The 26,609-nt window shown below is 61.6% G+C and carries 27 protein-coding genes; 18 read left to right on the top strand and 9 right to left on the bottom strand.

From position 1 onward, the window contains the following. Positions 1 to 8 precede the first annotated feature (8 nt). Both L21_RS02945 and L21_RS02940 read right to left on the bottom strand, forming a co-directional pair. Complete coding sequence (locus L21_RS02945; RefSeq protein ID WP_083608738.1) at positions 9 to 785, bottom strand: PepSY domain-containing protein; 777 nt, start codon at positions 783 to 785, stop codon at positions 9 to 11. Between the two features lie 15 nt (positions 786 to 800). After that, positions 801 to 1,493 carry a hypothetical protein gene (locus tag L21_RS02940; protein WP_074369007.1) on the bottom strand — a complete coding sequence of 231 codons (693 nt, stop codon included), beginning with the start codon at positions 1,491 to 1,493 and terminating at the stop codon, positions 801 to 803. A 461-nt stretch (positions 1,494 to 1,954) separates the two neighbouring features. Here L21_RS02940 and L21_RS02935 point away from each other — a divergent pair, with 461 nt between their 5' ends. From L21_RS02935 to L21_RS02900, 8 genes are all read left to right on the top strand, one after another. After that, positions 1,955 to 2,722 carry a DUF6345 domain-containing protein gene (locus L21_RS02935; protein WP_074369006.1) on the top strand — a complete coding sequence of 256 codons (768 nt, stop codon included), beginning with the start codon at positions 1,955 to 1,957 and terminating at the stop codon, positions 2,720 to 2,722. Between the two features lie 14 nt (positions 2,723 to 2,736). Beyond that, positions 2,737 to 3,681 (top strand): calcium-dependent protein kinase, encoded by a 945-nt coding sequence (locus tag L21_RS02930; RefSeq protein ID WP_074369005.1) that lies wholly within the window; start codon positions 2,737 to 2,739, stop codon positions 3,679 to 3,681. Positions 3,682 to 3,757: 76 nt separating this feature from the next. Continuing rightward, positions 3,758 to 4,312 (top strand): hypothetical protein, encoded by a 555-nt coding sequence (locus L21_RS02925; RefSeq protein WP_143727198.1) that lies wholly within the window; start codon positions 3,758 to 3,760, stop codon positions 4,310 to 4,312. Continuing rightward, on the top strand, positions 4,305 to 4,625 hold the full coding sequence (locus L21_RS02920; protein ID WP_074369003.1) for a hypothetical protein: 321 nt from the start codon (positions 4,305 to 4,307) through the stop codon (positions 4,623 to 4,625). The genes L21_RS02925 and L21_RS02920 overlap by 8 nt, the downstream gene beginning before the upstream one ends. 686 nt (positions 4,626 to 5,311) lie before the next feature. Continuing rightward, complete coding sequence (locus tag L21_RS02915) at positions 5,312 to 6,259, top strand: hypothetical protein (protein ID WP_143727197.1); 948 nt, start codon at positions 5,312 to 5,314, stop codon at positions 6,257 to 6,259. Positions 6,260 to 6,309: 50 nt separating this feature from the next. Then, positions 6,310 to 7,452 carry a hypothetical protein gene (locus L21_RS02910; RefSeq protein WP_143727196.1) on the top strand — a complete coding sequence of 381 codons (1,143 nt, stop codon included), beginning with the start codon at positions 6,310 to 6,312 and terminating at the stop codon, positions 7,450 to 7,452. Between the two features lie 83 nt (positions 7,453 to 7,535). Beyond that, positions 7,536 to 8,612 carry a PQQ-binding-like beta-propeller repeat protein gene (locus L21_RS02905; RefSeq protein WP_074369000.1) on the top strand — a complete coding sequence of 359 codons (1,077 nt, stop codon included), beginning with the start codon at positions 7,536 to 7,538 and terminating at the stop codon, positions 8,610 to 8,612. Between the two features lie 124 nt (positions 8,613 to 8,736). Continuing rightward, the gene (locus L21_RS02900; RefSeq protein ID WP_074368999.1) at positions 8,737 to 9,561 is read left to right on the top strand and encodes a reprolysin family propeptide-containing metallopeptidase; all 825 of its coding nucleotides are present in this window, start codon (positions 8,737 to 8,739) and stop codon (positions 9,559 to 9,561) included. Between the two features lie 139 nt (positions 9,562 to 9,700). Here the strand turns inward: L21_RS02900 and L21_RS02895 are convergent, their stop codons facing one another. The 3 genes from L21_RS02895 to L21_RS02885 are packed head-to-tail and all read right to left on the bottom strand — an operon-like array spanning position 9,701 to position 12,520. Beyond that, positions 9,701 to 11,425: a M28 family metallopeptidase gene (locus tag L21_RS02895; RefSeq protein WP_083608736.1), complete on the bottom strand. Its 1,725-nt coding sequence runs from the start codon at positions 11,423 to 11,425 to the stop codon at positions 9,701 to 9,703. A gap of 28 nt (positions 11,426 to 11,453) precedes the next feature. Further along, positions 11,454 to 11,936 (bottom strand): HEPN domain-containing protein, encoded by a 483-nt coding sequence (locus tag L21_RS02890; protein WP_074369092.1) that lies wholly within the window; start codon positions 11,934 to 11,936, stop codon positions 11,454 to 11,456. After that, positions 11,936 to 12,520, bottom strand: a complete 585-nt coding sequence (locus L21_RS02885; RefSeq protein WP_083608733.1) for a nucleotidyltransferase domain-containing protein — start codon at positions 12,518 to 12,520, stop codon at positions 11,936 to 11,938. Before L21_RS02885 ends, L21_RS02890 begins: the two co-directional genes overlap by 1 nt. A gap of 229 nt (positions 12,521 to 12,749) precedes the next feature. Here L21_RS02885 and L21_RS02880 point away from each other — a divergent pair, with 229 nt between their 5' ends. The 5 genes from L21_RS02880 (at position 12,750) to L21_RS02860 (ending at position 16,464) form a co-directional block, all read left to right on the top strand. Continuing rightward, positions 12,750 to 13,232, top strand: a complete 483-nt coding sequence (locus L21_RS02880; RefSeq protein WP_074368996.1) for a hypothetical protein — start codon at positions 12,750 to 12,752, stop codon at positions 13,230 to 13,232. Between the two features lie 281 nt (positions 13,233 to 13,513). Next, positions 13,514 to 14,347 (top strand): hypothetical protein, encoded by an 834-nt coding sequence (locus L21_RS02875; protein WP_178377673.1) that lies wholly within the window; start codon positions 13,514 to 13,516, stop codon positions 14,345 to 14,347. Between the two features lie 243 nt (positions 14,348 to 14,590). Further along, on the top strand, positions 14,591 to 14,899 hold the full coding sequence (locus L21_RS02870) for a hypothetical protein (RefSeq protein ID WP_074368991.1): 309 nt from the start codon (positions 14,591 to 14,593) through the stop codon (positions 14,897 to 14,899). Next, positions 14,896 to 15,483 (top strand): hypothetical protein, encoded by a 588-nt coding sequence (locus L21_RS02865; protein WP_074368990.1) that lies wholly within the window; start codon positions 14,896 to 14,898, stop codon positions 15,481 to 15,483. The genes L21_RS02870 and L21_RS02865 overlap by 4 nt, the downstream gene beginning before the upstream one ends. Positions 15,484 to 15,558: 75 nt before the next feature. Beyond that, the gene (locus L21_RS02860; protein WP_074368989.1) at positions 15,559 to 16,464 is read left to right on the top strand and encodes an ADP-ribosylglycohydrolase family protein; all 906 of its coding nucleotides are present in this window, start codon (positions 15,559 to 15,561) and stop codon (positions 16,462 to 16,464) included. 89 nt (positions 16,465 to 16,553) lie between these two features. Here L21_RS02860 and L21_RS14375 read toward each other — a convergent pair whose 3' ends face one another. Together L21_RS14375 and L21_RS02855 are read right to left on the bottom strand one after the other, a co-directional pair. After that, the gene (locus L21_RS14375; RefSeq protein ID WP_256712126.1) at positions 16,554 to 16,694 is read right to left on the bottom strand and encodes a transposase; all 141 of its coding nucleotides are present in this window, start codon (positions 16,692 to 16,694) and stop codon (positions 16,554 to 16,556) included. Beyond that, positions 16,667 to 17,653: an RNA-guided endonuclease InsQ/TnpB family protein gene (locus L21_RS02855; protein ID WP_256712124.1), complete on the bottom strand. Its 987-nt coding sequence runs from the start codon at positions 17,651 to 17,653 to the stop codon at positions 16,667 to 16,669. Before L21_RS02855 ends, L21_RS14375 begins: the two co-directional genes overlap by 28 nt. A gap of 162 nt (positions 17,654 to 17,815) precedes the next feature. On the opposite strand from L21_RS02855, the gene argC reads away from it, so the two are divergent. Genes argC through argB form a run of 4 tightly spaced genes read left to right on the top strand, consistent with a single transcriptional unit; the run spans position 17,816 to position 21,300 of the window. Then, the gene (gene argC / locus L21_RS02850) at positions 17,816 to 18,802 is read left to right on the top strand and encodes an N-acetyl-gamma-glutamyl-phosphate reductase (RefSeq protein ID WP_074368988.1); all 987 of its coding nucleotides are present in this window, start codon (positions 17,816 to 17,818) and stop codon (positions 18,800 to 18,802) included. A gap of 13 nt (positions 18,803 to 18,815) precedes the next feature. Beyond that, complete coding sequence (locus L21_RS02845; protein ID WP_074369091.1) at positions 18,816 to 19,298, top strand: CBS domain-containing protein; 483 nt, start codon at positions 18,816 to 18,818, stop codon at positions 19,296 to 19,298. Then, positions 19,295 to 20,434, top strand: a complete 1,140-nt coding sequence (argJ, locus tag L21_RS02840; RefSeq protein WP_074368987.1) for a bifunctional glutamate N-acetyltransferase/amino-acid acetyltransferase ArgJ — start codon at positions 19,295 to 19,297, stop codon at positions 20,432 to 20,434. Before L21_RS02845 ends, argJ begins: the two co-directional genes overlap by 4 nt. Then, positions 20,431 to 21,300, top strand: a complete 870-nt coding sequence (argB, locus tag L21_RS02835; protein ID WP_074368986.1) for an acetylglutamate kinase — start codon at positions 20,431 to 20,433, stop codon at positions 21,298 to 21,300. The genes argJ and argB overlap by 4 nt, the downstream gene beginning before the upstream one ends. A gap of 139 nt (positions 21,301 to 21,439) precedes the next feature. Here argB and L21_RS02830 read toward each other — a convergent pair whose 3' ends face one another. After that, a complete protein-coding gene (locus L21_RS02830; protein ID WP_054847650.1) occupies positions 21,440 to 21,724 on the bottom strand; it encodes a chorismate mutase in 285 nt (94 codons plus the stop codon). Positions 21,725 to 21,819: 95 nt separating this feature from the next. Between L21_RS02830 and L21_RS02825 the strand changes: the two genes are divergently transcribed. Further along, on the top strand, positions 21,820 to 22,410 hold the full coding sequence (locus L21_RS02825; protein ID WP_074368985.1) for a site-2 protease family protein: 591 nt from the start codon (positions 21,820 to 21,822) through the stop codon (positions 22,408 to 22,410). A 16-nt stretch (positions 22,411 to 22,426) separates the two neighbouring features. On the opposite strand, the gene L21_RS02820 is transcribed toward L21_RS02825, so the two are convergent. Next, a complete protein-coding gene (locus tag L21_RS02820) occupies positions 22,427 to 26,497 on the bottom strand; it encodes a sensor histidine kinase (RefSeq protein ID WP_256712118.1) in 4,071 nt (1,356 codons plus the stop codon). Positions 26,498 to 26,609 lie beyond the last annotated feature (112 nt).

Here is a 26,609-nt window from a genome sequence, read left to right as displayed (position 1 = left end):
GGGGTGATTTAGAGGTATGGACTCACCATCAGCACTTCTCCGGTCTGTGCGTCGATGACGACAAGCCCTCCCTGGAGAACGTGGTCCTCTGGCTCGCCTCTCATCGTAATCACCCAGGTCAGCGTTTGTGCGTCCGGTCGGGTGTACTCAACGGAGAGGTCGGCCGTTGCACTGGTCACCCGGATTCCCGGGAACTGCCCGGCTGCGATCTTCAGCGCCTCGTCCCGGGAAAGTTTCGGCTCAAGCGGGCATTCGATCTCCCGCTGGATCCCGATGTACGAGACGATCTCGCCAGTGCTCGGGTTAAGGTTCACGACGACCGTGTTCGGCGTGAGGACGCCACTGCTCTCTTCTCTCCAGATGTACGAATACTCGCTGCCCGCATCGCCGTGAGAGACCAGGTTCGATCTGGTAAGCTGCATACTCTTCTTCGCAAAGCCGCTGTACTTCTCTTCGGCGTAGGCCCTTGCCGTTGCTTCGGCTGCGGCCCGATCCAGCCGGACATCGCGGCAATCCTTCCGTGCGGAGTCGAACGTGGCACGTTCGATCACCCCGGTCCGGGCGTTGACGTAAATCTGTCCGTCTCCGGTACCAAAGACATAGTACTCTCCCAGATTCAGGCGTTCGGTCTTCTGGTACTGGACGGTTACGTCGGGTGCGTTGAGAAAGTCCTGTGCTCTTTCTTTCGCAGTATCCACCCCGATCGGAGCGCTGGCGCCGGCCGCCGACACGACCGAGACCGCGACGACGAGGCATAGCATTGCAACAATGTGTATCCGTTTCATGATTGAATCACCTCATTAATAGACTCCGTAGCGAGCGGGAGTGAGACAACTGTTGTAACTGCCGGAGATCTCATAGGTGTCCACTCCGTGGTAACCGAACGGCCAGTGCAAGTAGCAGTCGTCCTTTGCATTGCTTGCGGCGCTTGCAACGGTCTCCCCGTTTCGCAACCGGTCCCAGAAACTCCCGGACCAGCACTTTCCGTTTTCGACCTCGACCTCGCCGTCGAACCCCAGGCAGATGTCTGCGCCTTTGTTCATGGTCTGCTGGAGAAGATCTCCGTTGTAAGGGTTGTAATGGGACGAATGGCAGGCGAGGTAGACCGCGAGCAGGACATCCCTGATGTCGGTTCCGTAATCAGTTATGTAGTACCGGTCGGTTCCCGGGTAATGACCGTCGGTGTCGGCAAGTATCCAGGATTCCGAGGAGAACTTTATCCCACCGCCTTTATGCGAGTCGTCGTAGTAGAGGCCGTGACCGTTGAAGAAGAATACAGCATCCGACCTGAACTGACTGTAAGCCGTCGATGCGTGTGCATTCGTGGATGACGAGCTGGAGTAGTACATCGCTGCCTGATCCACCCGTGCGTCGTAGGCCGTCGGCGTCGTGTCCGAACAGTCATAGTTGTGCGTGAGTGGTGCGGCGCTGGCGGCGGCAGGCAGAGCCGCGAGCAGGAAGAGTGCTGCCAGCATGTAGATCCATCGTTTCATAAGTATCCCTCAAGGTGCGCCCGGGCGTTCCTGCACCCGGAACTAAACCCGAATTCGAGGGAGAATCTTATAAAGCCCGCCGTCGTCGTTCGGTTCTGGCCGAACAAATCTTAAACCTTGCGATCTGCTGCGTGGTGGATGGGTAAAGGTGCGGCTGTTCGGGACTCTGAAGTTTTGTCGGGTCTTGTCTTCAAGGGTCGGGACCATTGTCCTGCCATAAGAAGATTTATGATGAATTCGGAAAAAACCGAACGATGGCTGCTGATTTTATATGTTCTAACGACCCAGAACCGCATCGGGTGCCGCGTGCGGTACCCGTTTGTGTGCGGGGGTCGCCCATCCCCGGTTGACGCCCCGGATGACGCGCCCCGCAAGCCCGGAGGCAATGCGAACGTAAGCGTTCTGCATACTTAAACGTGTGCTTCTTCTGCCTCCGGGGAAAAGGTTGGAGGAAAACGACAATGAACAGAAACATCGGAGCGCGGGCGCTCTCTGTGCTCCTGGTAACGGCTTTCATGGGGATGGCATGCATGGCCCCGGTCAGTGCCGGGACGGGCGACGATTCCGACGCGATCTTCCCGGAATTCGGGGTGGAGTACAAACAGAACTATAACACCGGGAACAACCTGCCAAACTCACCCGCCATTGCCGAAGGCTTCTATGAAGTGTTCGATAATGCCGGGTGGGGGTGTAACTTCTATATAGGCGACTGGGATAGAGACATCCAACGGTGGGACTGGGATTCAGATGCAGCCCATGTCGATAGCGTAGACCTCGTCTTCTGGGCAGGACACGGTGACGACAGTTGCATCCTTCTGGATGGTCTCCCGCTTGTTCTCGCCTGGGTATACTTTCATGACTGTAATTGGGGCGATCAGGATCTGGAATGGATCTTGCTACATTCGTGCCATACCGCTCAGGTCCCCGGAGAATTCAAAGCGTGGCCACATTGGGCTTTGAATGGCGCTCATCTGGTTTGCGGGTTCGACACGGTCGGCTACGACTATGCCGAGGATGGAGCGGCCGTCGCAAACAAACTCTTTAACAATTATAAGGTGCGTCACGCGTGGTATCATGCGTTGGATGAGACCCACCAGAGCAACGTTTGGATCGGTATCATTGGTGAGAACGCCGCTTGTGGTGACGATCGCATCTGGGGAGAGGGATCTGTGATCACCGATCCACCTGTTGACAGTGAGATCTACCGGTGGTTATTCCAGTGCAACTAAACTGAGGTCTTAGTATGGCATTAAAGATGGTTGGTGCACTCGTCTGTCTTGCTCTGGCGGTCGCAGTCGGGTGCATGTGGGTTTTTGGTCCGGGTCAGGTTCCCGTGACTCCTCTCCCCGCCGTGGCGGGCGCAGGTGAAGGTACATACTCTCTCGCCGCAGAGTTCCCGGAAGTGCAGGGCTCGTATACGCTCTACCGGGTGGTCCCGGTTACCGTCACGGAGGATCGGGTCCGGGAGATTGCGGAGCGATTCGGGCTCTCGGGAGAACCGAAAGCGGTCAGCGAGGTGACCGGGGAGTTCTTCCTTGTCGACGTCTCGAAGGAGCCGGAGGAGCATATGTCGGTGTATGCGCATTCCGGCGGGGTGGCTTACCACATCCTTGACAGAGAGTTCCCGACCGAAGTGACCGAGCAGCCTGATCTTCCCTCGGACGCGGACGCGGAGAAGATTGCTCTCGCATTCCTTGAGAAGACCGGTATGCAATCGCCGGACGCCCGGGTCGTGAAGACCGAGGTGAACCAGAAGCAGGAGGTCTGGGAAGCAGGTGCCACCGAGCCGAAGGTGTCGTACGACATCACCAAGGCAGTCAGGTTCGGCCGGTCGCTCGACGGGTTGCCGGTCTATGGCGACGAATTCGCGGCGATCCTGGGTGACGGCGGTGAGGTCGTCGGGCTCGTGAAGACCTGGCGGGAGGTGGCGCCGGACGGGAATGTCAGCCTCCGGTCTCCCGAGGAGGCGTATGAGGATCTTCGTGCAGCATGGACTGTCCGCCCTCACACGGGGCAAGAGTACGACCGGATCACGATCGAGCACGTCGCGATCGGTTACTGGATGGAGCCAAGGGGTTTCGTGCAGGATCTGGTCCGGCCGGTTTATGCGTTTTCCGGAACTGCACTCCGGGACGGTGTAGAGGAGCCGTATGTCGAATATGTCTTTGCTGATGAGGGGAAACGGTGAAACCTGCTCCCCCTCTCATATTTTTAGATGTTTGTAGCCGGGCACCGCCCATGAACGAAGACCTCGGAGCACCGGCATGACCGAATTCGGCTTTACTCAGGCGGTTCTTATGACCCTGGAGACCGTAGTTTCCCTGGGTCCGGTTTATCTCTATCTCCTCGGCACATCCGCTGTCATTCTCCTTCTCTGGTACGCCTGGCCCCGCCTCACCGGCCGGGACCGGGGACGGATCGCGACAAAGGAGTATGCCCTGATTGCCTTCGTCATCGTCCTCCTCTCCATGCCGGTCCTGCTTCGCTGGCTCCGCCTCTCCCTGTGGGGGATCTCTACCCTTGCGGCCCTCTTCACCGCCGCTCTCCTCGTCTGGTTCTTTCGGCCGTTCTTCGCCGGGGGGAGCATCCCGGTGCGGGAGTATGCCTGGCTCGTCGTGGTCGTCTTCTGCCTGCCGCTACTGATTCTATTCTGGTTCGGCACCGTCGCCTTCGCCCTGTTCCAGGTGCACGGCTCGTTCTTCCCGGCAATCGAGGTCTGGGCGTATATACTCGGGCTCGACGTCCTGCTCCCGGTCATCGGGGTTCTTGTTCCACTCCGGCAGATCGGAAGCGCCCGAAAGCGGCGGCAGGATGCGTGACGACCTCTCGGCCTGGAACGGCACCTATGTCGCGATGCATTTCCCGGTTCCAACGACATTCGAGACGAGTTATGTCATCGATGGGTCGCCACGGGAGATCCCTATAGACGAAGCGGTCTTCTTTCTGGATCTCGAGGACCAGCAGGAGAACATGATCATCACGCGGCTGGGGGACGGTTGCGGGGTCTGGGGCGCTTCACTTGGCCACGACGAACTCCGGGACCCGGTCGACCCGCATCTGCCCGATCCTGCGCTTCCTGACAACGTGGGCAATCCAACGGCATATAACCGCATTTTCCTCTCCTCAAAATAGACCTGTCCGACCGGCAGAACACGATCAACGCCTTTGCTCCGGGAACTTGAGCTCCCGGGGGAATATCTCCCGGCGGTCCTTGCCGGGAACAACTGCGACGGTGCCCGGTTCCGTGGGGGGAGGTTCGACGAGCGTGGCGGGGCCGTGGTCATTATCCCGGTGCCCGACAGTGGATCCTACATTCCCAGAACTCATAACGAGTTGTGCTCAAAATGGCTGCATTTTAACTGAAATTCGAAAAGGATGAGTTTTGTTGATAAGCACAAACTGGCTCGTTATGCGTTTACACATAACGAGGAGTAAATTAATTGCGTCGATTTTAAAGAGTGATTGGGGTTTAGTGGATGATAATGATGCGGATTGATCGAGCTCGTTAGGTGTTACCGGGAATCCAGGGTGGATCCTGCATCCAGGGGCAGGGATTATTGTCCTGCCATAAGAAGGTTTATGATGTGTTCGGTTCCAGCCGAACGGTGCCTGCTGATTTTATATGTTCTGAAGACCCAGAATCGCATCGGGTGCCGCGTGCGGTACCCGTTTGTGTGCGGGGGTCGCCCATCCTCAGGTCTGACGCCCGGATGACGCGCCCCGCAAGCCCGGAGGCAATGCGAACGTAAGCGTTCTGCGTACTTAAACATGTGCCTCTCCTGCCTCTGGAAACCAAAACGAGCAGAGGGGTAGAAAACATGGGAAAAAGAATCGGAATGCGAGCTCTCTCTATACTCTTGGCAGTAATGCTGGTGAGCGTGGTGGTGCCTGCAGTGAGTGCCTGGACGGAAAACGATCCGATCTGTATCGAAGATCAAGCCAAAGTCCAGGGATTATTCGAACCTGTCGACGAAGACATCCGTGTGATTGCCGCAGAGAATTTGGTGGTATCCGATCGTGCGAGTTCAGTGAGATGTTCTGAATTGTTATCGGAAATCATGGAGAAATATGACCAAAACCTTGAGGACATTATCTCCATTCTGGAGAAGGCCACAGATGTTCAACCTGACGAGAAGGACCGAACCGTTCTGAAGGAAGTGATTGTCGGTGAGCATTTCAGACGAGTGTGCGACGAAATACTGATGGAACAGCGTGATCTTCGGGAGGAGGACGCTGTGATCGTCCAGCCGCAGATCCTTGGTGTTGCGGATTGTCAGGAAGATATGGATAAGATGCTAGCAGGAACAGACCGGTGGGATACCTTCATCCTGGCCCAGTGCTCGCCGGATGTGTACGGCGGAACCGGACTTGACGGTGCAAACCTACCTTACTCGGTAAATGGAGGCAATAACCTCTATGAGGTGGGTGTCTGGCCTGGCAGCCCGACCACGTATCAGCTGCGCTATTACGACGAGGATCACCCGAGCCCGGTGACGGACATCGAGTATGACGCTTTCAGGCTTTTATACTACGGGACCCTTGAAGACCGTGCCCTGTTTGATGTCACGGGCTCCCAGATCTACTTCAATTATTGTTGGAATGATGGTTACACGTATGCCTGGCTCTACGGAATTCATGGGTATCAGTACAGGCCCATGACCTCCGTGATCTACACCAGCAATATCTGGAACCATGATATCGACATTTACAACAGCAACCCGAATATCGGGCAGCTTGTCATGTCGGTGCCCTACATTCAACAGTAACCTCTTTTTTAATTCGAGTAAATGAGAAATTGGGAAAACAGGCTGTAATCATGGAGACCACAACCTTTCACTATCCCCGAAGAAGTGCAAAATATGTAATACTCATTCTTCTTTTAGCGTTAACCATACCGTTCTTTGCCGGATGCACTGATAGGGGGCATAGAGACCTCACTCTGGACACATGGATCCTCAAGACCAATTCGGACGGATCCCTCCAGTGGACTGCGTTCGTCGACGGCGACCCGAACGGCAGAGGGCAGGCGATGATTCAGACCCGCGACGGCGGGTACGCAATCACGGGCACGGGAACGAACGCCGATGTGAACGGCCCGGTCCCCCGCATCGTTACTCTCGACAGAGACGGGAATGTCATATCAACCATGACCTTCGGTACGTCGCCGGATTACGGCAGCTCGCTGGTCGAGGCACCGGACGGCGGATACGTCGTTGCCACGTATTCTGGGTTTCTAACACGGGTGGATGAAAATAGGAACACCCTCTGGAGCACGCCGCTCGGCGGGGGGAGCGACTGGTGGAAGGTCGTCGGAGCGCCGGGCGGGGGGTATGCCGCAGCCGGGGATGCCAGGATCGTCAGGGTAGGCGAGGACGGGAAGATCGCATGGACTGCAGCGTTTGAAACCGACCGGAACGTTGATACGATCGCCGCGATACCCTCGGGAGGTTTCATCGCAGGAGGGACCGCCAGAGCGGATGTATGGGTTGCGAGACTCGATGCCGGGGGAAATACCGTCTGGGATGAGACGCTCGGGAGCAGGTCGCGCGATGACCTCTACGTTGTCCGCATCTCTCCTGCCGGAACCTACGATCTCGTCTATGGCACCGTCCAGGATGCAGGGAATGAAACGGCTGACGGGCGGTTTACGGAGACGACCGAAGCCTCTCTTGCCGCGGTGGACGGCAGGTTGATCGGGGAAAGACCATTGAATGCCTCCCGGGTCGTCGTCGCGACGGAAGACGGTGGATACGCATATGCCGGTTTTATCGTTCCCGAGTTTATCGGACTCCAGCCGCAGGGCTATCCGGGATCCCCCCTTCACGTCGTCAGGCTCGATGACGAGGGAATGGTCGCATGGGATGCATCGTACGACATCGGAGATGATAGATCGGTTGTCTCGATCATCCGGACGTCGGACGATGGGGTTGCAGTCCTCGGGAGCGTATATGATTTCTGAGCGCTTTATATTCCATACTACACCTTTTTACAACCCCCGAGGAGCATGATTCGATGAAAACAGCTCAGGGGAAAATCCGGACCTTGGCAGTGGTCGCCGCGCTCATCCTGTTGACCGTCGCCGCCGGGTGCTTCGATCGGCCGCTGACACCGGGCCACCGCACGCTGGAGGGGGACGTCTGGGTGCTGAAACTGGACGATGCCGGGGACCGGGAGTGGTTCACCGTCATCGACAGCGGGAAGTTCGACGAGGCATTCTCCATCGTCGAGATTCCCAACGGCTACGCGATCGCCGGGTCGGTCTCGGAGACAGGTGACTTCCACCCCGTGCCAAGGGGTATTCTCCTGGATCGGGAAGGGACGGTCATATGGGATACGACCTACCCGACGCCGGACGACCGCCGCGGGACAGGGATCGCATATATCGATGCACGGGGGTTCGCCGCCGCGGCCTCCCGCGGCCTCGTCATCCTGACGGACACGGAAGGGAGCGAACGGCACCGCACGGACCTTGCCGCGGAGGGGGAGTACTGGGCGATCGCACCCTCGAGTGCCGGAGGCTGGATTGTGGCTGGTGGCGACCGGGTTGCGAGGATCGACGCTAACGGCACCGTCGCCTGGCAGCAGCCGGCCGGGGGCGTGAGTCCGGATTCGATCCCGATCATCGTCCCGGACCCGATGGGAGGGTTCCTCGTCTCCGGAGAGGCTGCAGAGGCGCCCGGAGCCATAATAGCGGTGAAGTTCGACGACCGGGGCGCACCGGTCTGGAACACGACAGTCCAGGGCGGCCCCGGAGAGCGGTACCTCCTCTCGGCGGTGCGGCAGGATGCGACCGGCGGCTACAGCCTCCTTGCCGGGGTCACGGATGGGGAGCCGGCGGGAGTTCTGGAGGTCTCGCTCGGCGAGGACGGGAGCATCCTCCGGCGGAGCACGATCAACGCCTCCGCTCCCGTAACCTGGACTCCCGATGGCGGATACCTCTCGGCGGTCCTCGCCGAAAACGACTACGGCGGTGCCCTGCTCCGGGTGGAGAGGTTCGATGAGGACGGAGCCGCGTCATGGACGTCGACGCAGCGGCTGGACGAGTACAGCAGGGTTGTGGCCCTCATCCCGACGTCCGATGGTGGATCGGCGGTGCTTGGGATGTACATGAAGTACTGATGCGGGTGAGGGTACCGATTTCTGACGTGGAACCGATCCGGCCGGTCCAACGCGTAGACGCGCGCCACAGAAATCGTTTATAGAAGAATGTCGAGATCTCTCTCAACCAATGAGGTGACCGGCTATGCGGGTAATCAAAATACTCCTGATATTGGCGCTCCTCCTCCCGGCGGGTTCCGCTGCCGCTCCGGCGCCCTCCACCGGGGGATACACGAACTGGCTCGATACGTTCGACCACTGGGTTGAGCCGAGAGATATGTCGATGTACACCCCGGTCATCGAAACCCCACAGAGGGTTCCGATCACCGAGGAGATCGCACGGCAGCACCCCGGCATGATCCTGCTCGGGGAGAACGTGACGTTTCCCGACGCCGGGTGCGTGGCGGCGCCGGGGTTGCCGTCCGGCCCCACGACGCAGGTCCTCGTGGCTGATCCCGCTTACTTCAGCCCGGTTCAACCGACCGGTGAAGTGAACCTCACCAACCTTCCGCCCCTCCGGAACTACGACCTCGTGACCGCCGCCCCGGCGGCGTTCGTCGCCGACGCGGGTTCAGGGAGCCCGGTGACGCTCCGGCTCCCCGGCCGGGAGTTCGTGCTCGACCTCGAACCGATGCCGGGTCCCGTCGCCGACGACGCCCGGGCCTTCGTCAAGAACGAGTCGGGCACGTTTGAAGTCGCCCCGCCCCGCATGTGGTTCTTCGAGGGGACAGTCGCAGGGGAGCCCGGGAGTTCCGCCGCGTTCACGGTCGGCGGCGACGTGATCCTCGGGACGGTCCGGTGCGGCTCGACGTCGCTCGTCATTGAGCAGGCCGGGACCGTCGAGGTCGGCGGGGAGCACAAAGTCGTGCACGTCGTCTATGACGAGCGGGACGACGCCCTCCGCGGCCTGCACCGGCTCGCCGGTCCCGTAAAGAGCCTGATGGACGTTATGGGGCCGGGGAGGACCTAGCGCCGGAGGGGTCACCGGTGCATCCGACATGTAATCCCTGTCCGTGATCCCGGGTGGAAGAGAGGGGGTCTCCCGGGCTGGCCCGGGGTGCTGGACAGTCCTGGCATCAGCCCCCGAATCCGGGGCGAATGCCGCCGGGTTACCGGAGGACGAGGCTCCCGGTCCCCGTAGCCTCCCGATCGCCCTCACTGGAGAAGATAGTCCAGTTATAGGTGCCCGGCCCCTCCGGCTCCAGCCAGAACCCGATCTCCTCTCGCCGGGAGTCGTTGAGAACCGGCACGTCAAAGAAGCGGCGGTCGGACTTCAGGTCGCCGGGGCCTTCCACCCGGAACTCCGCCGTCTGCAGGAACGCATCCGCGGTATCTCTGTAGTCGCACCCCACTGTGATGTGGTAGCGCTCGCCGGGGGTGTAATTGTAGGTGTAGGTGTGGGCCGACGCGGAACAGGTAACGCCGCCGGGCTCATCGACCTGCAAAATTCCCCCGTCGAGGTCGACCATCCCGTAGCTCGAGATGGAGAAGTCGGCCCGGTCGGCCCCGAGGACCGCATCGTCCGGTCCGTGGGCCACGACCGCGAAGGAGTGCGGCCCCGGGGTCGGGATTATCGCATGACCGTCTTCAAGATCCCGGATCAGGATCCCGTCAAAGTAACCGTCGACCCGGACAACCTCTTCAGGCCGGTCGAGGCGGTAGGAGAGCGGGACGGCCGCAAAGGTGAGGTGGATCATTGGGTCTTCGCCAGGGTCAGCTCCCCAGGGGATGGTGACGGCGTTCCCGGATGCCGCCGGCGGCACGATCTCTACCCCCTCCCCCATGACCGTCGCGACCGCTTTCGCCCCGGTGGGGCCGTAGGTGACCACCTGCACGACGTGGGGTCCTCCCGGGAGGGTGACCGACCCGGACGGGAGCACCCCGAGGCTGGTGCCGTCGACGAGCACCTCGACCGGCGTATCTTCCGATGTTCTGAAGACGACCTTCCCATCCTCAATCCTGAGATCGACCTCCGGGGCCTCTCCGGCCGTATCGATCCCCACAATCGTCCCGGCGACGATCCGTGCGCACTCCGCGGCAAGGGTGTAGTTGAGCCTCTCCGGCCGGTCGTCGGCGGTATGGATGATTGCATGACTGTCGCGCTCGTAGAGCCGGAGCGCCGGTATCCCGGCGGCACGGAAGGCGTGTTCGTCTCCCCGTGCAGCGTCGAGCAGCTGCTCCGGCGTCTCCTCGATACACGCCGACGGCGGGAGCGCGCCAAGGATCCACCGGTGCTGGGGGAGCGTCGACGCGAGCAGCCGGTCCCCGGAGGCGATGCAGTCGAGGTTGATCGCGGCGACGATCCGGTCGTGGAGGTCCGGGTTGTCGGCGAGCCATCGTGTGCTCCCTTCAAGCCCGGTCTCCTCACCGCTGAAGGCGATGAAGTAGACGGTATGGTTCAGGGGGGTGTCGTTGAGGATCCCGGCGACCTCGAGCATCGTTGCGACGCCCGCGGCGTTGTCGTCGGCGCCGGGGGTCTCCGGGACGGCGGTGTCGTAGTGCGCGGAGATGATGACGATCCGGTCGCTCGCCCCCTCCCTTACACCGATGATGTTTGAGGAGAGGGCAAGCGGTGGATCGAAGTAGCAGTTGCTGTACGAAAACCTCCCGGTCCTGACCGAGAGCCCGCGCTCCTCCATCGCGGTGGCGATATAGGTCGCCGCCGCTGTTCTCTCCTCCGATCCTAATGCCCGCTCGAACGTGCAGAGGTCATACGTCATCTCCTCGATCCGTGCAGGATCGGCCGTGAGGTCGTCAAGGGCAGCCACCGGCGCAGTCCCGGCGAGCACCACCAGGAGCACGGCGGCGCCTCTCAGTAGTAATGATAGTCTCATGGTTCTCTCTCGTTTTAGGCGGTCCCCCTCACCCTTCCTCCCGTAACGCCTCCGCCAGGCGTCCCCTCAGAGTCCCGATGGCCTTCTCGCTCATCCCGTCGACGATGCCAGTGCATTTCACCAGAAATCGAGGGGCGGCCCGGATAAGTTCTTCGCAGAAAAGGTCGGGAATCTCTCGCGAGACGTAGTACTGGGCATCGACCCGTGCTCCCCTTGCCTTTTCCACGAGTATCGCCTCGGCAGGAGCGAAATAATCGGAGAGAAGCCGTTCCATGAGCAGGATGGTGCAGGAATGGTTTTCGCACCGTATTCCAATCCGCGTGAGGACCGCGTATAGGGAGAAGTACATCGCGTAATACGCGGTCGTTATCCTCCAGTCGTGAGCGGTGATCGTCTGCATCGTCTCAAGGGCCTCTTCGGCCTTCTTCAGGTATGCCGACGCCAGGGTCTCGTTCGGGGCGGTAAGGGAGATGCCGTTCTTGATCCGGCCGCACCATACGAGCTGGTCCATCATCCCACCGCCATCTCGACGAAATGTTCGGTGCCTTTGATCAGCACGTGGTTCCGGAGCACCTCCTGGAGGAAGGGATCCGTATGGAGGTCACGGTTAAAGATATCCAGTGGGTAGACGGTGAGGTGAATCTTGATGCCGTAGGTCTTCCCGATTCTCTCGATCTCCTCCACCCGGCATTCACCGGCAACGAAAAGGTCGAGGTCGGACTCCTCGTCCGCGGTCCCCTCGGCGTGGCTCCCGAAGACTGCACCGCTTCCCTCGATATGGGGGACGATCCGGCTGAGAACTCCGGCGAGGAAGGGTTCCTCCTCCCCAAAGCGGATCCTCCGGTAGACCTCTGCAAGGGTGCAGAAGTCCCGCGCGTGATCGCCCCGGCGCAGGGAGAACAACCGTGTCCTGCCTCTGGTGACAGAACGGAGGACCTGCTTTGCCTCAAGGTATTCAAGGGCCGTCTGGGCCGTTCCATGGCTGATGGAAAGGTATCTGGCGGCTTCCCGGATGTACATCTCGCGATCGTAGCCCCGGGCGAAGAGGGAGAGGATCCTGAGGTGGTCCTCTCGAATGTCCAATATTTTAGACATATGTCCAGAATATTGGACAGTCCCCGGTATCAGGGTTCCGGTCGGCGGGTGGCTACCGGGATGAAGGGTTCCTCTCCGGCTCAGCCCGGGTTCCGGCCTGTTGCGATTGTTCCGGGCTCGGAATCGATCGGATGGACTCGATGTGTAGACGCGCGGCACAGAAAGGGTTTATAGACGAGCGTCGACGTCTCCATCGTGAATACCGGGATCGTTGTCCCGAGGAACCATCATGAAGAAAACTATCCCCGCGTTTCTCCTGCTCTGCTGCTTCCTGGCCGCTGCCGGGTGCACCGGCACGGAGCAGGCCACGATCACGCCCGAGTACGCGGATACGCTCGATGTGGCCCGCGAGATATTCGGCCCCGATATCCCCGAACCGTCCTACCTCCCGGACGGTTACACCTTCGAAAACGCCACCCGCTCTCCTGACGGCAGCATCACGCTCACCTACACCAGCACCGCCGGCGACCTCCAGATAACGAGGCTTTCGTCCGCGGACGCCCCGTGCCCCGGTCCGACAGTCGTCGGGAGCAAAGAGTGGACCATCCAGGGCGACGGTATCCTGGGCCGGTTGGTCTTTGATAACGACGACCGTTCGGAAGGTTCCCTCTGGTTGCTCCGGTGGGGCTGGAACGACGAATCTTTCTGCATGACGGGGAGCCTCCCCGAGGGTGAGATAACGAAGGTCGCTGCATCGGTGATCGGCGAGTGATGACCGGAACGGCCGTGGGCCTGCCGGAGCGGAGATCCTATATCTGCTGCTCGGCGCGGCCCCGGTTCCGGGCCCGCTCGAGACCACTTTTAGCGCGGGGCCGATCAGGTAGACTCGATGTGCAGGCGCGTCGGAACCTGCGTATTGCCTTCGCTCCGGATCCGAACGATCCGATCGACGATGGTATTTCCTGGTATGAAGGCTTCAGAGCACAGATTTTCCTCGGAGGAGTTCCGAGGTACAACTAACCCATTTTTATGTCGAGAAGTATCCCCCTTCTGGTGCTCGGTCTCACCGTTGCGGCGCTCATCTGCAACATCCCTGCAGGCGCAGTCGTGACCCCCCTCCCCGGCCAGGGAAACCAAACCTGGATTCTGTTCGGGGTTCACCCGAATGCGAAGACCAACGAGACGATCACTTCATTCATAGCCGAACACGGGGAGATCCGATGGCATGAGGGCACGTACGATCACACCCACAAGTACGTGTACATTGTGCCAGCGAATGCCTGCGAAGAACAGCTCGTCTACTTAAACCGGATAGCCGATGAACACGGCGGCGAACCGTCTATCGAACGCATCTGGATCATCGGCCGCGACGAGGCGATGCCCCTGGCCGCGGAGCTCCGGTTCCCGAAGATCTTTGCGAAGTTCCCGGCACTCAGTAACGACGACGGGTTGCGATCGTACATCGAGAATCAATCCCCGAATCGCTACGAGGAGGCTACGTCCAAACCTTCGCGGACGCAGATCTATTTCATCAGCGACACCGGCGTATTCACGGAGTACATTGTCGTCCTTTCGGGAAGAGAGATCGCCTCCACCACCTACGTCTCGGAGGAGAACCTCACGGTCGGGAGAGCCGAAGCGGAGGCGCAGGCCCTCTCCGGGCAGTTCCCGGGCGCCCGCGTCGAGAACATCGTGCTGAAGATCTACGGTGGCGACCGGACCGTCTGGGAGATTACCGTTCGAACCGGTCAGAAGACCGACATCGTGCAGATCCCCTCGAATCTGGCGCCCGGGCAGTCGCTTCGGACGACGGCACCGGGGTTTGGGGCGGCCTTCGTGGTTATCGGTGTCGGGGCGGGTTTTGCTCTGTGCCGGAGACGGGGATAGGACCGGAGTTATGGATGCCTTCTTTTTGTTGTTCAACAACCCGGCTACCTGCTCTCGCCGCCGTGTAAGTCGTTCGGCGCGGCGCCCGCTCCCGGCCCCCACGGCTGTTTCTGAGCCGAGGATCGGTCCCCGAATCCTCGACGTGTAGACGATCGTGACAGAAAAGGTTTATAGACGAGTGTCGACGTCTCCATCGTGAGCACCGGGATCGGTATCCGGGGGCGCACCGGCAGGTGAATATCGATGAACGAAAAACAATTCATAAACGGTACCGGCCGGGGAGGGCTGATCTGTATCGCCCTGCTACTCTTCATCCTGGCCGGCAGCGGTATAGCGTGCGCATCTCCGGGCGGAGAACCCCAGGCCGATGCGGGGAAGGGCCGGGAGGCCGTGCTCGGCGAGCCCGCAGATACGACGACGTATCAGGGATCCGGGAGTGCGTTCAGCATCTTCTACAACCCCGTGCACCTCGCGTGCGCTCTCGGGGCCGTGATCGTGCTCGCGGTGGGGTACGTCCTTATCCGGAGGTCCCGCGGGAAGGACGCACCGTGAGTCTGCTCTTCTTTCCGGCCGCCGCCTTCGTCCTCGCGTGGCCGTTCGCTCTCATAACCCTGGTCGGGAAGCTGGGACAGGAAAAGCGGCGCCCGGCGGTTTCGCTCGGGATAGGAATCATGGCGGTGGCGTCCGGCACGATCGCTACGGTTTACGCAGGCGCTCCCGCTACCCCGCTGGTATCCGGGATAATATTGCTCTCGATGGTTACGGTCTCGGCATCTGCCGTGGCGACGGCGTATTTTCTGTTCGGGAACGTTGCTACGAGTGGTAGAAGACTATGTGCTGCAGCCGGGTCACTGCTCCAGGTGCCGTTCCTGATTGCCCTGTTCATAGGCCCGGACAGACTGCCCGGCTCCGCACCGCCAGTCTTCGCGGAGAAACTGCCCGTCCTCGGCATACTCTTCGATGCCCTTGCAGAAGCGATCGGGACGGCCGGGGTGCCCGGGTATGAGAGTTTCTTCTCTTTAGGGTTGCAGGCCGGGCTGTACCTGGAGGTTTTCTTCGGTACAGCGGTCATCTGCCTGATTGTGGGCATCGTGATGCGCAGTCTGGATAGGCATAAAACGGAGGGCCGGAGATAAACCTGGCCCGCCCCCGTTCTCCCCCGCGCGCCGAACAACAACCCTTAAGACCAACCTTACGTAGATACTACGTAAATGCTCGATCAGTTCAAGGGCTGCCTCCTCGGGGCCGCCATCGGGGACGCGCTCGGCATGGCGCGGGAGAGCACGCCGCCCGACTTCCAGCGCCTCCACGAGGGCTACCGCCGTGCCTGGCGGGGACACCCGAACGCCGGGCTGAAACCCGGACAGTTCACCGACGACACCCAGATGATGCTCCTCGTCGCCGGGATGCTCGCCGACGGCACCTACTCGGAGCCGGCATACGCGGCCGCCCTTGCCAAGATGTACATGCACGAGGAACTCCGGTTCCCCGACGCTGCCGTGGACGCCGCGTGCCGGCACCTCCTCCTTTCCGGCGAACGATCGGGCGGCGTCTCCTCCAACACCGCAGGCTGCACCGGGATCTCCGTCCCGTTCGGCCTCCTCTACGGCGACCCCATCGACGTCACCGAGCGGGTGGTCCAGGCCTGCAGCGTCACCCACACCCATCCGGCGGCCCACGCGGGAGCAGTCACCGTCGCGATGCTCGTCCACCACGCCGTCCGCGGCCGCCCGGACGCCCTCGCTCTTGCCGGGAAGCACGCCACCCTCGAAGACGTCGCCCTCGGCAACAAGATCCGTGACGCCGTCCGCCTCGCAAACGAGGGGATCAGCCTGGAGAGCGCGCTCTCGGTGATCGGCAACGACGTCACCGTCTACCAGACCGTCCCGCTCGCGTTCTTCCTGATCAGCCGGATCAAAGACATCATGGTTCTCCTCACCACCGCGGCGCACGTCGGGGGGAACACCGACACCATCGCGTTCATCTGCGGGGCATACGCGGGCGCCGTCTACGGGAGATCCGCCCTCCCGCCGGATCTCCTCGATGGACTCGAGGGAAGAGGCGAGATCGAGTCCGTGGCCGCCCGCCTCTACGAACGCTGCACCACAAAGCCGTGAACTACCCCGCGCTCTCGGGCGGGGCTTCCTGCTTCATGGCCAATACTTGCATCACAGAAACGTGATGTAGCGGTATTGGTTCCACAGGCTCAAAGGGGCTGTTCCATCCCCACGCGGTGGATATTCACCGCAGCATTGTAATCTCTATCGGCAACAAACCCACAATATGGGCAATCGTGGACTCTCACCGAGAGATCCTTCTTTACAATACTTCCGCAGTTTGCGCACATCTGCGTCGTATTCCGGGATTGATTTGAATGAAGTTCGTACCGGCACTTTCAGCCTTGTACGAGAGATACGAAAAGAATCGTCCCCATGATGCACTGAGGATACTTCTCCGGAGCCCGCGCGATTTGCCGTTCTCTTTCAGATACTTGATATTCAGGTCTTCGACGCAGATCGTTGCGTAGGTGTCAACATACTGACGGGAGAGTTTGTGCAGGAAATCGTTCTTCTGGTTCGTGATATGCTCATACGCCTCCTCCAGTTTTCTTTTTGTCTTCTTCCAGTTTTTCGAGAACCGTTGTTTCCGGGCAATACTCTGCTGTAACTTCCTGAACCGGTCACGTGAGTGCTCATAGAACCGGGGGTTCTCAATCACCGCGCCGTCACTATCGACCGCAAATGCGTTCAGACCGACATCGATCCCGACAGACCGTCCTTCACGCTTTGATTCAGAAGCCCCCCGCTCTGCCTGGATGATCACGTACCATCTATCACCAGAACGGGTGATCAGGACGCCCTTCACCTCCCCCGAGTATGGTCGGTGCATCTTGAATGGGACTGTCCCGATCTTCGAGAAGATAATCCTACTATGCTCCCGGTCGATCTTGAACCCGGACTGGTTGTAGTTGAGTGTGCGGTACCGGGATGCGCTCTTGAACCGGAGTTTGCCGATCGTGCGTCCTCTCTTCTTTGTCTGCGACAGAGCACGGATGTTACTCCAGAGAGTGTAGTTCACCATCTGAAGCACTTTGGAGTACACATCCTTCAGGAACGGGTTCTCCTCTTTCAGCGTGACGATCCGCGCCTGCATTCCTCGTATCGTCGGAGCGATCCAGGCCTCTCGTGCGGTAGTGCACTCTTCGAGGAGTTTATTGTAGAGCCACCGACAGGTATCGAGTGCGGTATTCAATCGCGCCTCAGCGGTTGCATCTGGATACGCTCGATACTTGTAGGAAATAAGCATAGACAACAAGAGAGTTTATCTGAAAGAAGATATACGTGATCCGTGCAGGGCGAAAGTGGAAGAAGGATGGCTCCGCTTTCATCCCCGGCCTAAAGGCCGGGAACTTCCCGCTTCGCCCCTTCAGCCCCAAAAGTTAAGATTCTAGAACGACACCTCTTTCTTATGGAAATTGCGATTATCGGTGCATCCGGATACACCGGCGGCGAGTTGATGCGGCTCCTGCTGCACCACCCGTCCGCAGACGTCGTCGCCGCGACGTCCCGGAAACTGGACGGCACCCCCGTCGCCTCGGTGCACCCCCATCTCCGGGGACTGACCGATCTCGTCTTCCGGAACACCGAGGCCGGCGATATCGATGCCGACTTCGCCTTCCTCGCTGTCCCCCACACGGCAGCGATGAAGGTTGCCGGGACGCTTGCAGAGCGGGGGATAAAGACCGTCGACCTCTCGGCCGACTACCGTCTTGCGAAGGATGTCTACGAGAAGACCTACGGCGTGACCCATACGGCCTACTTCGAGGCGCCCTACGGCATCCCCGAACTCCACCGGGACGAGGTCAGGGGAGCCGCTTTCGTCGCGAACCCGGGCTGCTTCCCGACCGGTGCGACGCTTGCGGCGGCACCGCTCGCGAAACTCGCCCATACCATCATCTACGACTCGAAGACCGGGGTCTCGGGCGCGGGGAACACCCCCTCCGCGACCACCCACTACCCAAACGTCGGCGACAACTTCAGCGCCTACAAGTGGACGACCCACCGCCACCTCGCGGAGATGAAGCAGGAAGCCGCCCGGCTCGGCTCGACCGCCCGGTGCTACTTCACGCCGCACCTCCTCCCGGTGAACCGGGGCATCCTGACGACGGCGCACATCCTCCTCAACGAACCGATGGAGCAGGACGAGGTCGAGGCGCTGTATCAGAAGTTCTACGCCGACGAGTTCTTCGTCCGCTACCAGCGGCCGACCCTCGCGGCCGTCCGCGGGACGAACTTCTGCGACGTCGCCGTCGAGAGCGAGGGCGACCGGGTCGTCGCGGTCTCGGCGATCGACAACCTGGTCAAGGGCGCAAGCGGCCAGGCGATCCAGAACATGAACCTGATGTGCGGGTTTGCGGAAGACACGGGTCTGCGCTCCGCCGGGATGCTCCCCTGAGGTGATGAAGGTGGTGCAGGTCAGGAATGTCATGACCCCGGACCCGGTGACCGTCCGGGTCGACTCGCTGGTCAGCGAGGCGGCGGGACTGCTCAGGAAGTACCATATCGGCGGGCTTCCCGTGATGGACGGCGACCGGGTGGCGGGAATCGTCACCGAGACGGACATCCTCTCGCTCCTCGACGTCGGCGAGATCTCCGACGACCTCTGGCTCCCCTCGCCGCTCGAGATCATCGAGGTCCCGGTCAGGGAGTTCATCAACTGGGAGAAGACGAAGCGAGCGCTCACCGATATCGGGAGCCTGGAGGTCCGGCGCGTGATGAGCAGCCCGGTCGTCGCCATCGACGAGGATGCCGATATCACCGATGCGGCAGCCCAGATGCTCCACGAGGGGATCGCCCGCCTCCCGGTCCTCCGCGACGGGCGGCTGGTCGGGATCGTCACCCGGGCGGATATCGTCCGGGGCATCGGGATGTCTTCGGAGGAAAGGTCGTGAAGAGTATCTGCGGAGTCGAAGGCGTCAGTGCCTGGGGAATCAAGGAAGGAAAGTTCGGGCTCGCCCTGATCCGGGCAAGCGGAACCGCGGCCGGGGTCTTCACGTCGAACAGGATGCGGGCGGCCCCGGTCGAGGTGATGATGGAGCGGATGCGCCGGGGGACCCTCGATGCCGTCGTCGTCAACAGCGGGTGCGCGAACGCCTACACCGGCGAGCGGGGCTACCGCGACGCCGTCGGGATGTGCGAGATCGCGGGCGGAGCCCTCGGCCTTGCACCGGAGTCGGTCGGTGTCGCGAGCACCGGGGTGATCGGGCGCTACCTCGATCTCCCGCTCATAACGGATCAATGCGGGCGGGTCGCACCGCTCCTTGCCCGGAGCGGTGAGGCCGAGGACGCGGCGGCGAAGGCGATCATGACGACCGACACCTTCCCAAAACACGCTCTCGTCGAGACGGAGTCGTTCGCCGTCGGCGGGATCACCAAGGGGAGCGGGATGATCGCCCCGAATATGGGGACGATGCTCGCGTTCATCTACACGGACGCCCAGGTCGAGGCTCCGGTCCTCGGGGATATCCTCCGCGAGGCGACCCGGCGGTCGTTCAACCGGGTTGTCGTCGACGGGGACACGAGCACGAACGACGTCGCCTTCTGCACCGCGACCGGCGCCGCGGGACGGGTTGACCGCGATGAACTTGCACGGGCCGTCGAGGCCGTCTGCCGCGACCTTGCCGTCCAGATCGCCCGGGACGGCGAAGGGGCGACGAAACTCCTCGAGGTGACCGTCCGCGGCGCCCCCGACGAGGACGCCGCCGCCGCTGTGGCGCGGACGGTCGTCGCCTCCCCGCTCGTCAAGACCGCCATCTACGGCGAAGACCCGAACTGGGGCCGGGTGGTCGCGGCGGCGGGGAGGGCCGGCGTGGAATTCGACCCCTACGCCGTCTCGCTCTCGGTCGGGGAGATACCGCTCGTCCGCCGCGGCGAGATCGTTGCCGACCTCGGAGCGGCGAAGGCCGCGATGCGGGGGAAGACCGTCGCGTTCGACCTCGACCTTGCCGCGGGCGAGGGCATCGCGACGGCGTGGGGGTGCGACCTCACCGAGAAGTACGTAGAGATCAACGGGAAGTATACGACATGAAACGAGAAGACGTGCTGATGGAGGCACTCCCTTACATTCAGAAGTTTTACGGCAAGACGATCGTGATCAAACTCGGCGGCCACGCGATGGTCGATCAGGGCATCCTCGAGACGGTGATCCGGGACGCCGTTCTTCTCCGCTACGTCGGGATGAAGGTCGTCCTGGTCCACGGCGGGGGCCCGGAGATCACCGCGAAGATGCAGGCGATGGGAAAAGAACCCAAATTCGTCGGGGGGCTTCGGATCACCGACGCCGAGACGCTCGAGATCGCCCAGATGGTCCTTGTGGGCAAGATCAACGACGGCATAGTCTCCCTCATCGCGAACTGCGGCACCCGTTCCGTCGGGATCTCCGGCAACGACGGCAACCTCCTCATCGCCCGGAAGATGGAGCCGCAGCGGGTGAAGGTCGGGGAGGTCATCGAGGAGGTGGATCTCGGCCAGGTCGGTGAGATCGAGGAGGTCGACCCCGAGGTGCTCCACTGTCTCCTCGCCCAGAACTACATCCCGGTCGTGGCCCCGATCGCCATCGATCGGCAGGGGCGGAGCCTGAACATCAACGCCGACACGGCGGCCGCCGAGATCGCGATCGCTCTTGGGGCATTCAAACTGGTCAACCTCACCGACGTCGACGGCGTGATGAACGCCGACCGGACGATGGTCTACCACCGCCTCTCGCTCACTGAGGCGGAGGCGATGATCGGCGAGGGGATCATCGCCGGCGGGATGATCCCGAAACTCGACGGGTGCATGAAGGCGGTCAGGAGCGGCGTTACGAGCGCTCATGTTGTGAACGGCAACAAGGAGCACAACCTGCTCCTCGAGCTCTTTACCGACCAGGGCGTCGGGACGATGCTCACCCTCTAACCCCTTTCCTTCATGTTCAACTCACGCGAAGGCCGTGATAAACGCTCCCCTCATCTTCGCGGCTTTCGCGTCTTCGCGTGAGACCGTATCGCAGGACCTGAGGCTTGTCTTTGGACCCCGGAAGCCCGTACCTTTCCTCTCACGGCAGGTTGCCGTCGCCGCTGCACTCCCGCTGTCGCTCCTCGCTCATACCGACCAGGATCTCAAAGACACTCCTGACGGCGACCGGGTCGATCCGGCTCTCGACGGCGTAGGTGAAGACCCGGTCGAGGACAACCTTTCGCTGCGCCGGATCGTGGATGGAAAGCCCCTCCTCTTGCTTGATCCGGGCGATCCTCGCCGCAAGTCTCTGCCGTTCCGCAACCAGATCGATGATTCTCTCGTCGATCTCGCGGATCTCGTTCCTGACGGCATCTAGAGTCATACTACATGATTGACCGCGGCCGGGGAATAAACCTGACGGGTCGCGCCCGGTGAGGCGAAGGATATTATCGTGCCGGGACAAACCTGGTACCGAATATGCTCGAACGAATACCGCTACGCGAACGCCGGGATCTCCTGATCGCGTGGCTTGCCATCTCGATTGCCTTCACCCTGATCTACATCCGGGGCGGCGTGAACCCTACCGGGTTCGTCTTCTTCTTCGTGATGTCGCTCGTCACGGTGGGCGTCGCCTTCGTCCTGCATGAGCTGGCCCACAAGTTCGCCGCGATGCGCTACGGCTACTGGGCCGAGTTCCAGAAGGACAACCAGATGCTCCTCGTCGCCGTGGTGATGGCGGCACTCGTCGGGGTTGTCTTTGCGGCGCCGGGAGCGACCTACGTCTACGGGAACGCGACACGGGCGGAGAACGGGCGGATATCGGCTGCGGGCCCGATCACGAACCTCCTCCTCTGCATACCCTTCGCGGCGCTGATGCTTCTCTCCGGCGGCGGGCTCCTCGCTCTCGTCGGCCTCGTCGGGCTCCGGGTCAACGCGATGATCGCGACCTTCAACATGCTCCCGATCAGCGTCCTCGACGGGCGCAAAGTCCTCGCCTGGAACCCGGTCGTCTTTGCCGTGCTGATCGTCGCCTCTGCCGGGCTCCTCTTCTGGTCGCTCCTCCTCTGAGCAACCACCCTTTTTTTCAGGCCTTCTTCAGGGTGAACCGGAACGCCGCACCGCATTCCGGACGGCCCGGCACCCGGTCGTCGACCCATACCCGGCCGCCGTAACGCGTAATCAGCATCCGGGTGATGTAGAGTCCGAGACCCTGGCCGCTTTTGCGGCTCCGGCTCTGCCCGAACCGCATGAATATGGCGTCTTTCATCCTGTCGTGAATCCCCGGCCCGGTGTCCTCGACAACGACCACGACCTCGCCGTCGTTCTCCTCCACCCGGATGGTGACCTCGACCTCCGGCCCCCCGAACTTTATGCTGTTGCCGATGAGGTTCGTGAGGACCTCGGGAAGGAGCGCGTCGGCCATGACCGCAAGACTCGTACCGCCGTAACGGATCCGGCTCCCCGGGAAGATCCTGATCTCGTTCCGGATGACCCTGTCGAGGTCTACCGGCGCGAGCACGGCCGATTCCTTGTGGATCCGGCGGATTGTCGAGACGTTCCGCAGGATCTCGACGCTTTTGCGGATACTGCTCTGGAGTCTCTGTGCGTAATCTCTTCCTTCCCCTTCGAGCATATCGACGAGGAGGTCGGCGTAGAGACCCGAGACGTTCTCGGCGTTCCTGATGTCATGGCTGAGGATATCGAGGTAGAGGTTTGCCTCCCGTTCGGCCACTTCCAGCTGCCGGATCAGCAGGGTGCGCTCGACGGAGGTGCCGATCTCTCTCCCGATGGCCGTAAGGATGGAGCGGTCGGCGGCGATGAACCGCTTGCCCTCCCCGGAGACCACATTCAGCGCCCCGATGACCCTCCCGTGTGCCGTGATCGGGATGCTGGCGGACTGGTGCAGTGTTCCTTCTTCCTCCCCCGGGTAGCGGAGATCCGGGTGATCGTCGAAGAAGAGGGGCTTTCCTGCCACCAGCACCTCCGCGTAGGGCCGGGCGGTGATGTCGGGGATGCACGGCTGTGGAGGAAAGCCTTCGGGGAGACCCTGCACGCAGACGAGTCGCGCTCTCTCCCTCCCCGGCTCGATCAGGTAGATGCCGCCACCGGAGAGATCGAGGAGGGAGAGGACTGCCGCGAGCACCCGTTCCAGCGCCTCCTCGAGATCCGTCGCGGACGTCGATACCCCGATGATCCGGTTTAAGACCGAGAGCTCGCGGTTGTGGGCCTGGATGTTCGCCTCGGCCTGTTTCTGGCTGGTGATGTCGGTGAGCGAAGCCGTGATGCAGAGGGGAACTCCGTCGCCGTCCCTGACCAGGCTTCCGGAGAACATGGCATAAAACGTCGTTTCATCCCGCCGTCTCCCGATCCGCTCTCCGATGTGCCTGCCGGTGCGGACGACCTTCTCAAACGCACTCCGGGCCTCCTCCTCGTTCTGCCAGAGTTCCGTGACCCGCTTCCCGATCACCTCGGTCGGGGAGTCGTAGCCCCACATGGAGAGAAACGCCCGGTTGACGTAGATCAGGCGGCCGTCGAGGTCGGCGACGGTGAACGCGCTCAATGACGATGCTATCGCCATATCCCTGATCCGGAGTTCCTGCTCGGCCTGCTTGCGTTTGGTGATGTCGATCCCCGAACCCATCGTGCAGATCTGCCTGCCCGCTTCATCGGTGACGACCGTGAGGGAGAGCTGCATGGGGAAGGTCGAGCCGTCTTTTCGTCGCGATTTCACCTCGCCCGACCAGGTGCCGTTCCGGACAAGTTCCTCTCGGATCTGATTCATCTCCCCCGGAGCCCCCCAGAGCACCGAGACATGCTGCCCGACGATCTCCTCCTTCTCCCACCCGTGTATGGCGAGAGAGGCGCGGTTGGCGTAGATGATCTTACCGTCGTGGTCGGAAAGCGAGATGCCTTCGAGTGCCGACGCTATCGCCATATCCTTGATCCGGAGTTCGAGTTCGGCACGTCGCTGCCCGGTCACGTCGCGGAGGGAGTAGAGCGTCCCGGTAACCCGTCCGGAATCGTCGTTTAACGTGCTGAGCGTCTCGTCGACGGATATAACCTCTCCATTCTTCTTCCGGTGACCGACGACGCCGCGCCAGGTTCCGGATGAGCGGAGGAGATTCTTCGCCCCCTCTTCGTCGTCCGGGCGGAGCCACTCGGTGGTGAAGAGTTCTGAGGTGGATCTCCCGAGAGCCTCGTCGGAAGGAACGCCGTAGAGCCGCTCTGCCGCCCGGTTCATGTAGGTGATCCTCTCATCCGTATCAGCCGCGATCACGGCGTCCTCCACCTGCGAGAGCACCTGCGCCTGGAACCGGAGCTGCTCTTCCGTCCGTTTCCGTTCGGTGATGTCGCGGCCTATCCCGAGCAGGCTCCGGGCGGTGCCGTCGGATTCAACCATCGGGATGAGGCGCGCCTCAAGCCATATCCCCCCGTCATCGCCGGGAATCTGTCCCTCCGCGGTGAAGATCTTCCCTGGAGACTCCGCTACGGCCCGGAGCGCCGGAAGCCATCCATCAACGAGATCCGGCGGGAACAGTTCCCTGATGTTCTTTCCCCGCAGGCTCTCCGGGTCTGCGTCGACCAGGCGGCTGCCGGCACTGTTCACGAAGAGGACCTCCCCGTCGGTGCCTACGAGGAAGATGCCGTCCGGTGCAAACTCCGTAAGCGTCCGGTAGCGTTCCTCACTCTCCCGGAGCGCCTGCGCCATGCGCATCTCCTTGCTGATATCGACGGCGGTGGCCATGATGCAGATCGGGTTTCCGGAGTCGTCCCTGAGGAGAGTCGCGGTGATATGAGCGGTAAATTCCGTCCCGTCGGCCTTTCTGCCGACCAGTTTCCCGTTGCACCTGCCGCGCTCCGCAAACGTCGCAAGCACCCTCTCGACCCTGGCCGGGTCCACCCAGAACTCCGTGAGATGCCGTCCGAGAACCTCCCCGGGTTCGGTCAGCCCGCCCAGCGCGAGCAGCGCCGGGTTGACGTGCGTGATGTAGCCGTCGAGGTCGGCTATGGCGATCGCGGCAAACGACGACTCAAGCGAGACCTTCCCGATCAGGAGCTCTCGCTCCGCTTCCTTCCTCGTTGTGATATCGGAATGCGCCCCCACGATCCGGAGCGGTTTCCCGCGGGCATCGCGCTCGACCACCTGGAGCCGGTCGAGCACGTAGATCCATTCTCCCGATGCGGACTTCATCCGGAACTCCATCTCGCAGCGGTCGCGAACTCCTGCGGTCATCCCGGTGAGGGCCGCCTCGACGCTGTCGCGGTCGTCCGGGTGGACGAGTGCGAGGATGGCGGGGATCGTGGGCACGAACGCTCCCGGTTCGTAGCCGAGCATCGTGAAGCACCGCGGACTGTAAAAGATCGTCCCGGTGCCGACGTCCCAGTCGACCAGCCCGTCGTCCGCCGCCGAGAGTGCCAGGTTCAGCCGTTCTTCGCTCACCCGGAGCGCCTGCTCCGCGCGGTTCCGCTCGGTCACGTCGAGGAGCGACATCACGGAGCGGGCGGTTCCCGGGATCAGGCCGATGGTGGCCTCGACGGTGTGGGTGTTGCCGGAACGGTCGATGAACGAGATGGCGTAGTTCTTCGGTGCGGTTGCGGGATCGTTTCGCCGGAGGGCATGATACTCCTTCAGCCGACGGCGTTCATCATTGGATGCTACGAAATCGGTCAACCGCTTTAACCCGACGATCTCGGCGCGGGAATATCCCGAGAGCCGCTCGAACTCCGTGTTCGCCACTGAAATGGTGCCGTTCTCCTCGATGAGGATCGTTGCCGTCCCGGTATACTCGACGATCGCCTCGTAATCCCCGGTGCCCGGGGCTTCCCGGAGCCGGAGCACCCAGCCTCTCCCGGACGGCGTTCTCCACCCCGAGCAGCGGTATCCCTGTTCTTCACCGCCCGGGCTCTTGAGCCGGCACTTGAACTCCAGAGTCCCGTTTCCGGGTGCCGCAAGAGCCTTATCGGCAAGTTCGATCACCGCCCCCGCCTGTCCGGTTTCTCCCTCGTGCACGCCGAGTACCCTCCGGGATGCCGCGTTCGCCCAGATTATGCGGGCGTCCTCATCGAGTACCAGGACAGCGTCTTCCATGCCCTCCAGTATCCGGTAATCCGGCTGCGCGCCGTGCAGGCGCTCCGGAGGCTCGGCGGGGGTCACGCGTGTTTTCTCCTGCTGCCCCAAGATGCATCGTGCGGGCTGATATTGAATATGGGAATATCAAAACGTATTAATCTGTTCTGGTTGCCGGGCGACGAAAAATATTCATCAG

The sequence above is a fragment of the Methanoculleus chikugoensis genome (genome assembly GCF_900095385.1).
Classification (GTDB): Archaea; Halobacteriota; Methanomicrobia; order Methanomicrobiales; family Methanoculleaceae; genus Methanoculleus; species Methanoculleus chikugoensis_A.
This window is presented reverse-complemented; position numbering and strand designations above follow the sequence as displayed.

Bases quoted from the DNA above. Each gene is read 5' to 3' on its own strand.
- L21_RS02880 (WP_074368996.1), top strand. From the start codon at position 12,750: ATGAAGAAAACTATCCCCGCGTTTCTCCTGCTCTGCTGCTTCCTGGCC.
- L21_RS02935 (WP_074369006.1), top strand. From the start codon at position 1,955: ATGAACAGAAACATCGGAGCGCGGGCGCTCTCTGTGCTCCTGGTAACG.
- L21_RS02915 (WP_143727197.1), top strand. From the start codon at position 5,312: ATGGGAAAAAGAATCGGAATGCGAGCTCTCTCTATACTCTTGGCAGTA.
- L21_RS02825 (WP_074368985.1), top strand. From the start codon at position 21,820: ATGCTCGAACGAATACCGCTACGCGAACGCCGGGATCTCCTGATCGCG.
- argB (WP_074368986.1), top strand. From the start codon at position 20,431: ATGAAACGAGAAGACGTGCTGATGGAGGCACTCCCTTACATTCAGAAG.
- L21_RS02900 (WP_074368999.1), top strand. From the start codon at position 8,737: ATGCGGGTAATCAAAATACTCCTGATATTGGCGCTCCTCCTCCCGGCG.
- L21_RS02895 (WP_083608736.1), bottom strand. From the start codon at position 11,425: ATGAGACTATCATTACTACTGAGAGGCGCCGCCGTGCTCCTGGTGGTG.
- argC (WP_074368988.1), top strand. From the start codon at position 17,816: ATGGAAATTGCGATTATCGGTGCATCCGGATACACCGGCGGCGAGTTG.
- L21_RS14375 (WP_256712126.1), bottom strand. From the start codon at position 16,694: ATGTGCGCAAACTGCGGAAGTATTGTAAAGAAGGATCTCTCGGTGAGA.
- L21_RS02830 (WP_054847650.1), bottom strand. From the start codon at position 21,724: ATGACTCTAGATGCCGTCAGGAACGAGATCCGCGAGATCGACGAGAGA.
- L21_RS02855 (WP_256712124.1), bottom strand. From the start codon at position 17,653: ATGCTTATTTCCTACAAGTATCGAGCGTATCCAGATGCAACCGCTGAG.
- L21_RS02890 (WP_074369092.1), bottom strand. From the start codon at position 11,936: ATGGACCAGCTCGTATGGTGCGGCCGGATCAAGAACGGCATCTCCCTT.
- L21_RS02930 (WP_074369005.1), top strand. From the start codon at position 2,737: ATGGCATTAAAGATGGTTGGTGCACTCGTCTGTCTTGCTCTGGCGGTC.
- L21_RS02885 (WP_083608733.1), bottom strand. From the start codon at position 12,520: ATGTCTAAAATATTGGACATTCGAGAGGACCACCTCAGGATCCTCTCC.
- L21_RS02925 (WP_143727198.1), top strand. From the start codon at position 3,758: ATGACCGAATTCGGCTTTACTCAGGCGGTTCTTATGACCCTGGAGACC.
- L21_RS02860 (WP_074368989.1), top strand. From the start codon at position 15,559: ATGCTCGATCAGTTCAAGGGCTGCCTCCTCGGGGCCGCCATCGGGGAC.
- L21_RS02870 (WP_074368991.1), top strand. From the start codon at position 14,591: ATGAACGAAAAACAATTCATAAACGGTACCGGCCGGGGAGGGCTGATC.
- L21_RS02945 (WP_083608738.1), bottom strand. From the start codon at position 785: ATGAAACGGATACACATTGTTGCAATGCTATGCCTCGTCGTCGCGGTC.
- L21_RS02920 (WP_074369003.1), top strand. From the start codon at position 4,305: ATGCGTGACGACCTCTCGGCCTGGAACGGCACCTATGTCGCGATGCAT.
- L21_RS02940 (WP_074369007.1), bottom strand. From the start codon at position 1,493: ATGAAACGATGGATCTACATGCTGGCAGCACTCTTCCTGCTCGCGGCT.
- L21_RS02910 (WP_143727196.1), top strand. From the start codon at position 6,310: ATGGAGACCACAACCTTTCACTATCCCCGAAGAAGTGCAAAATATGTA.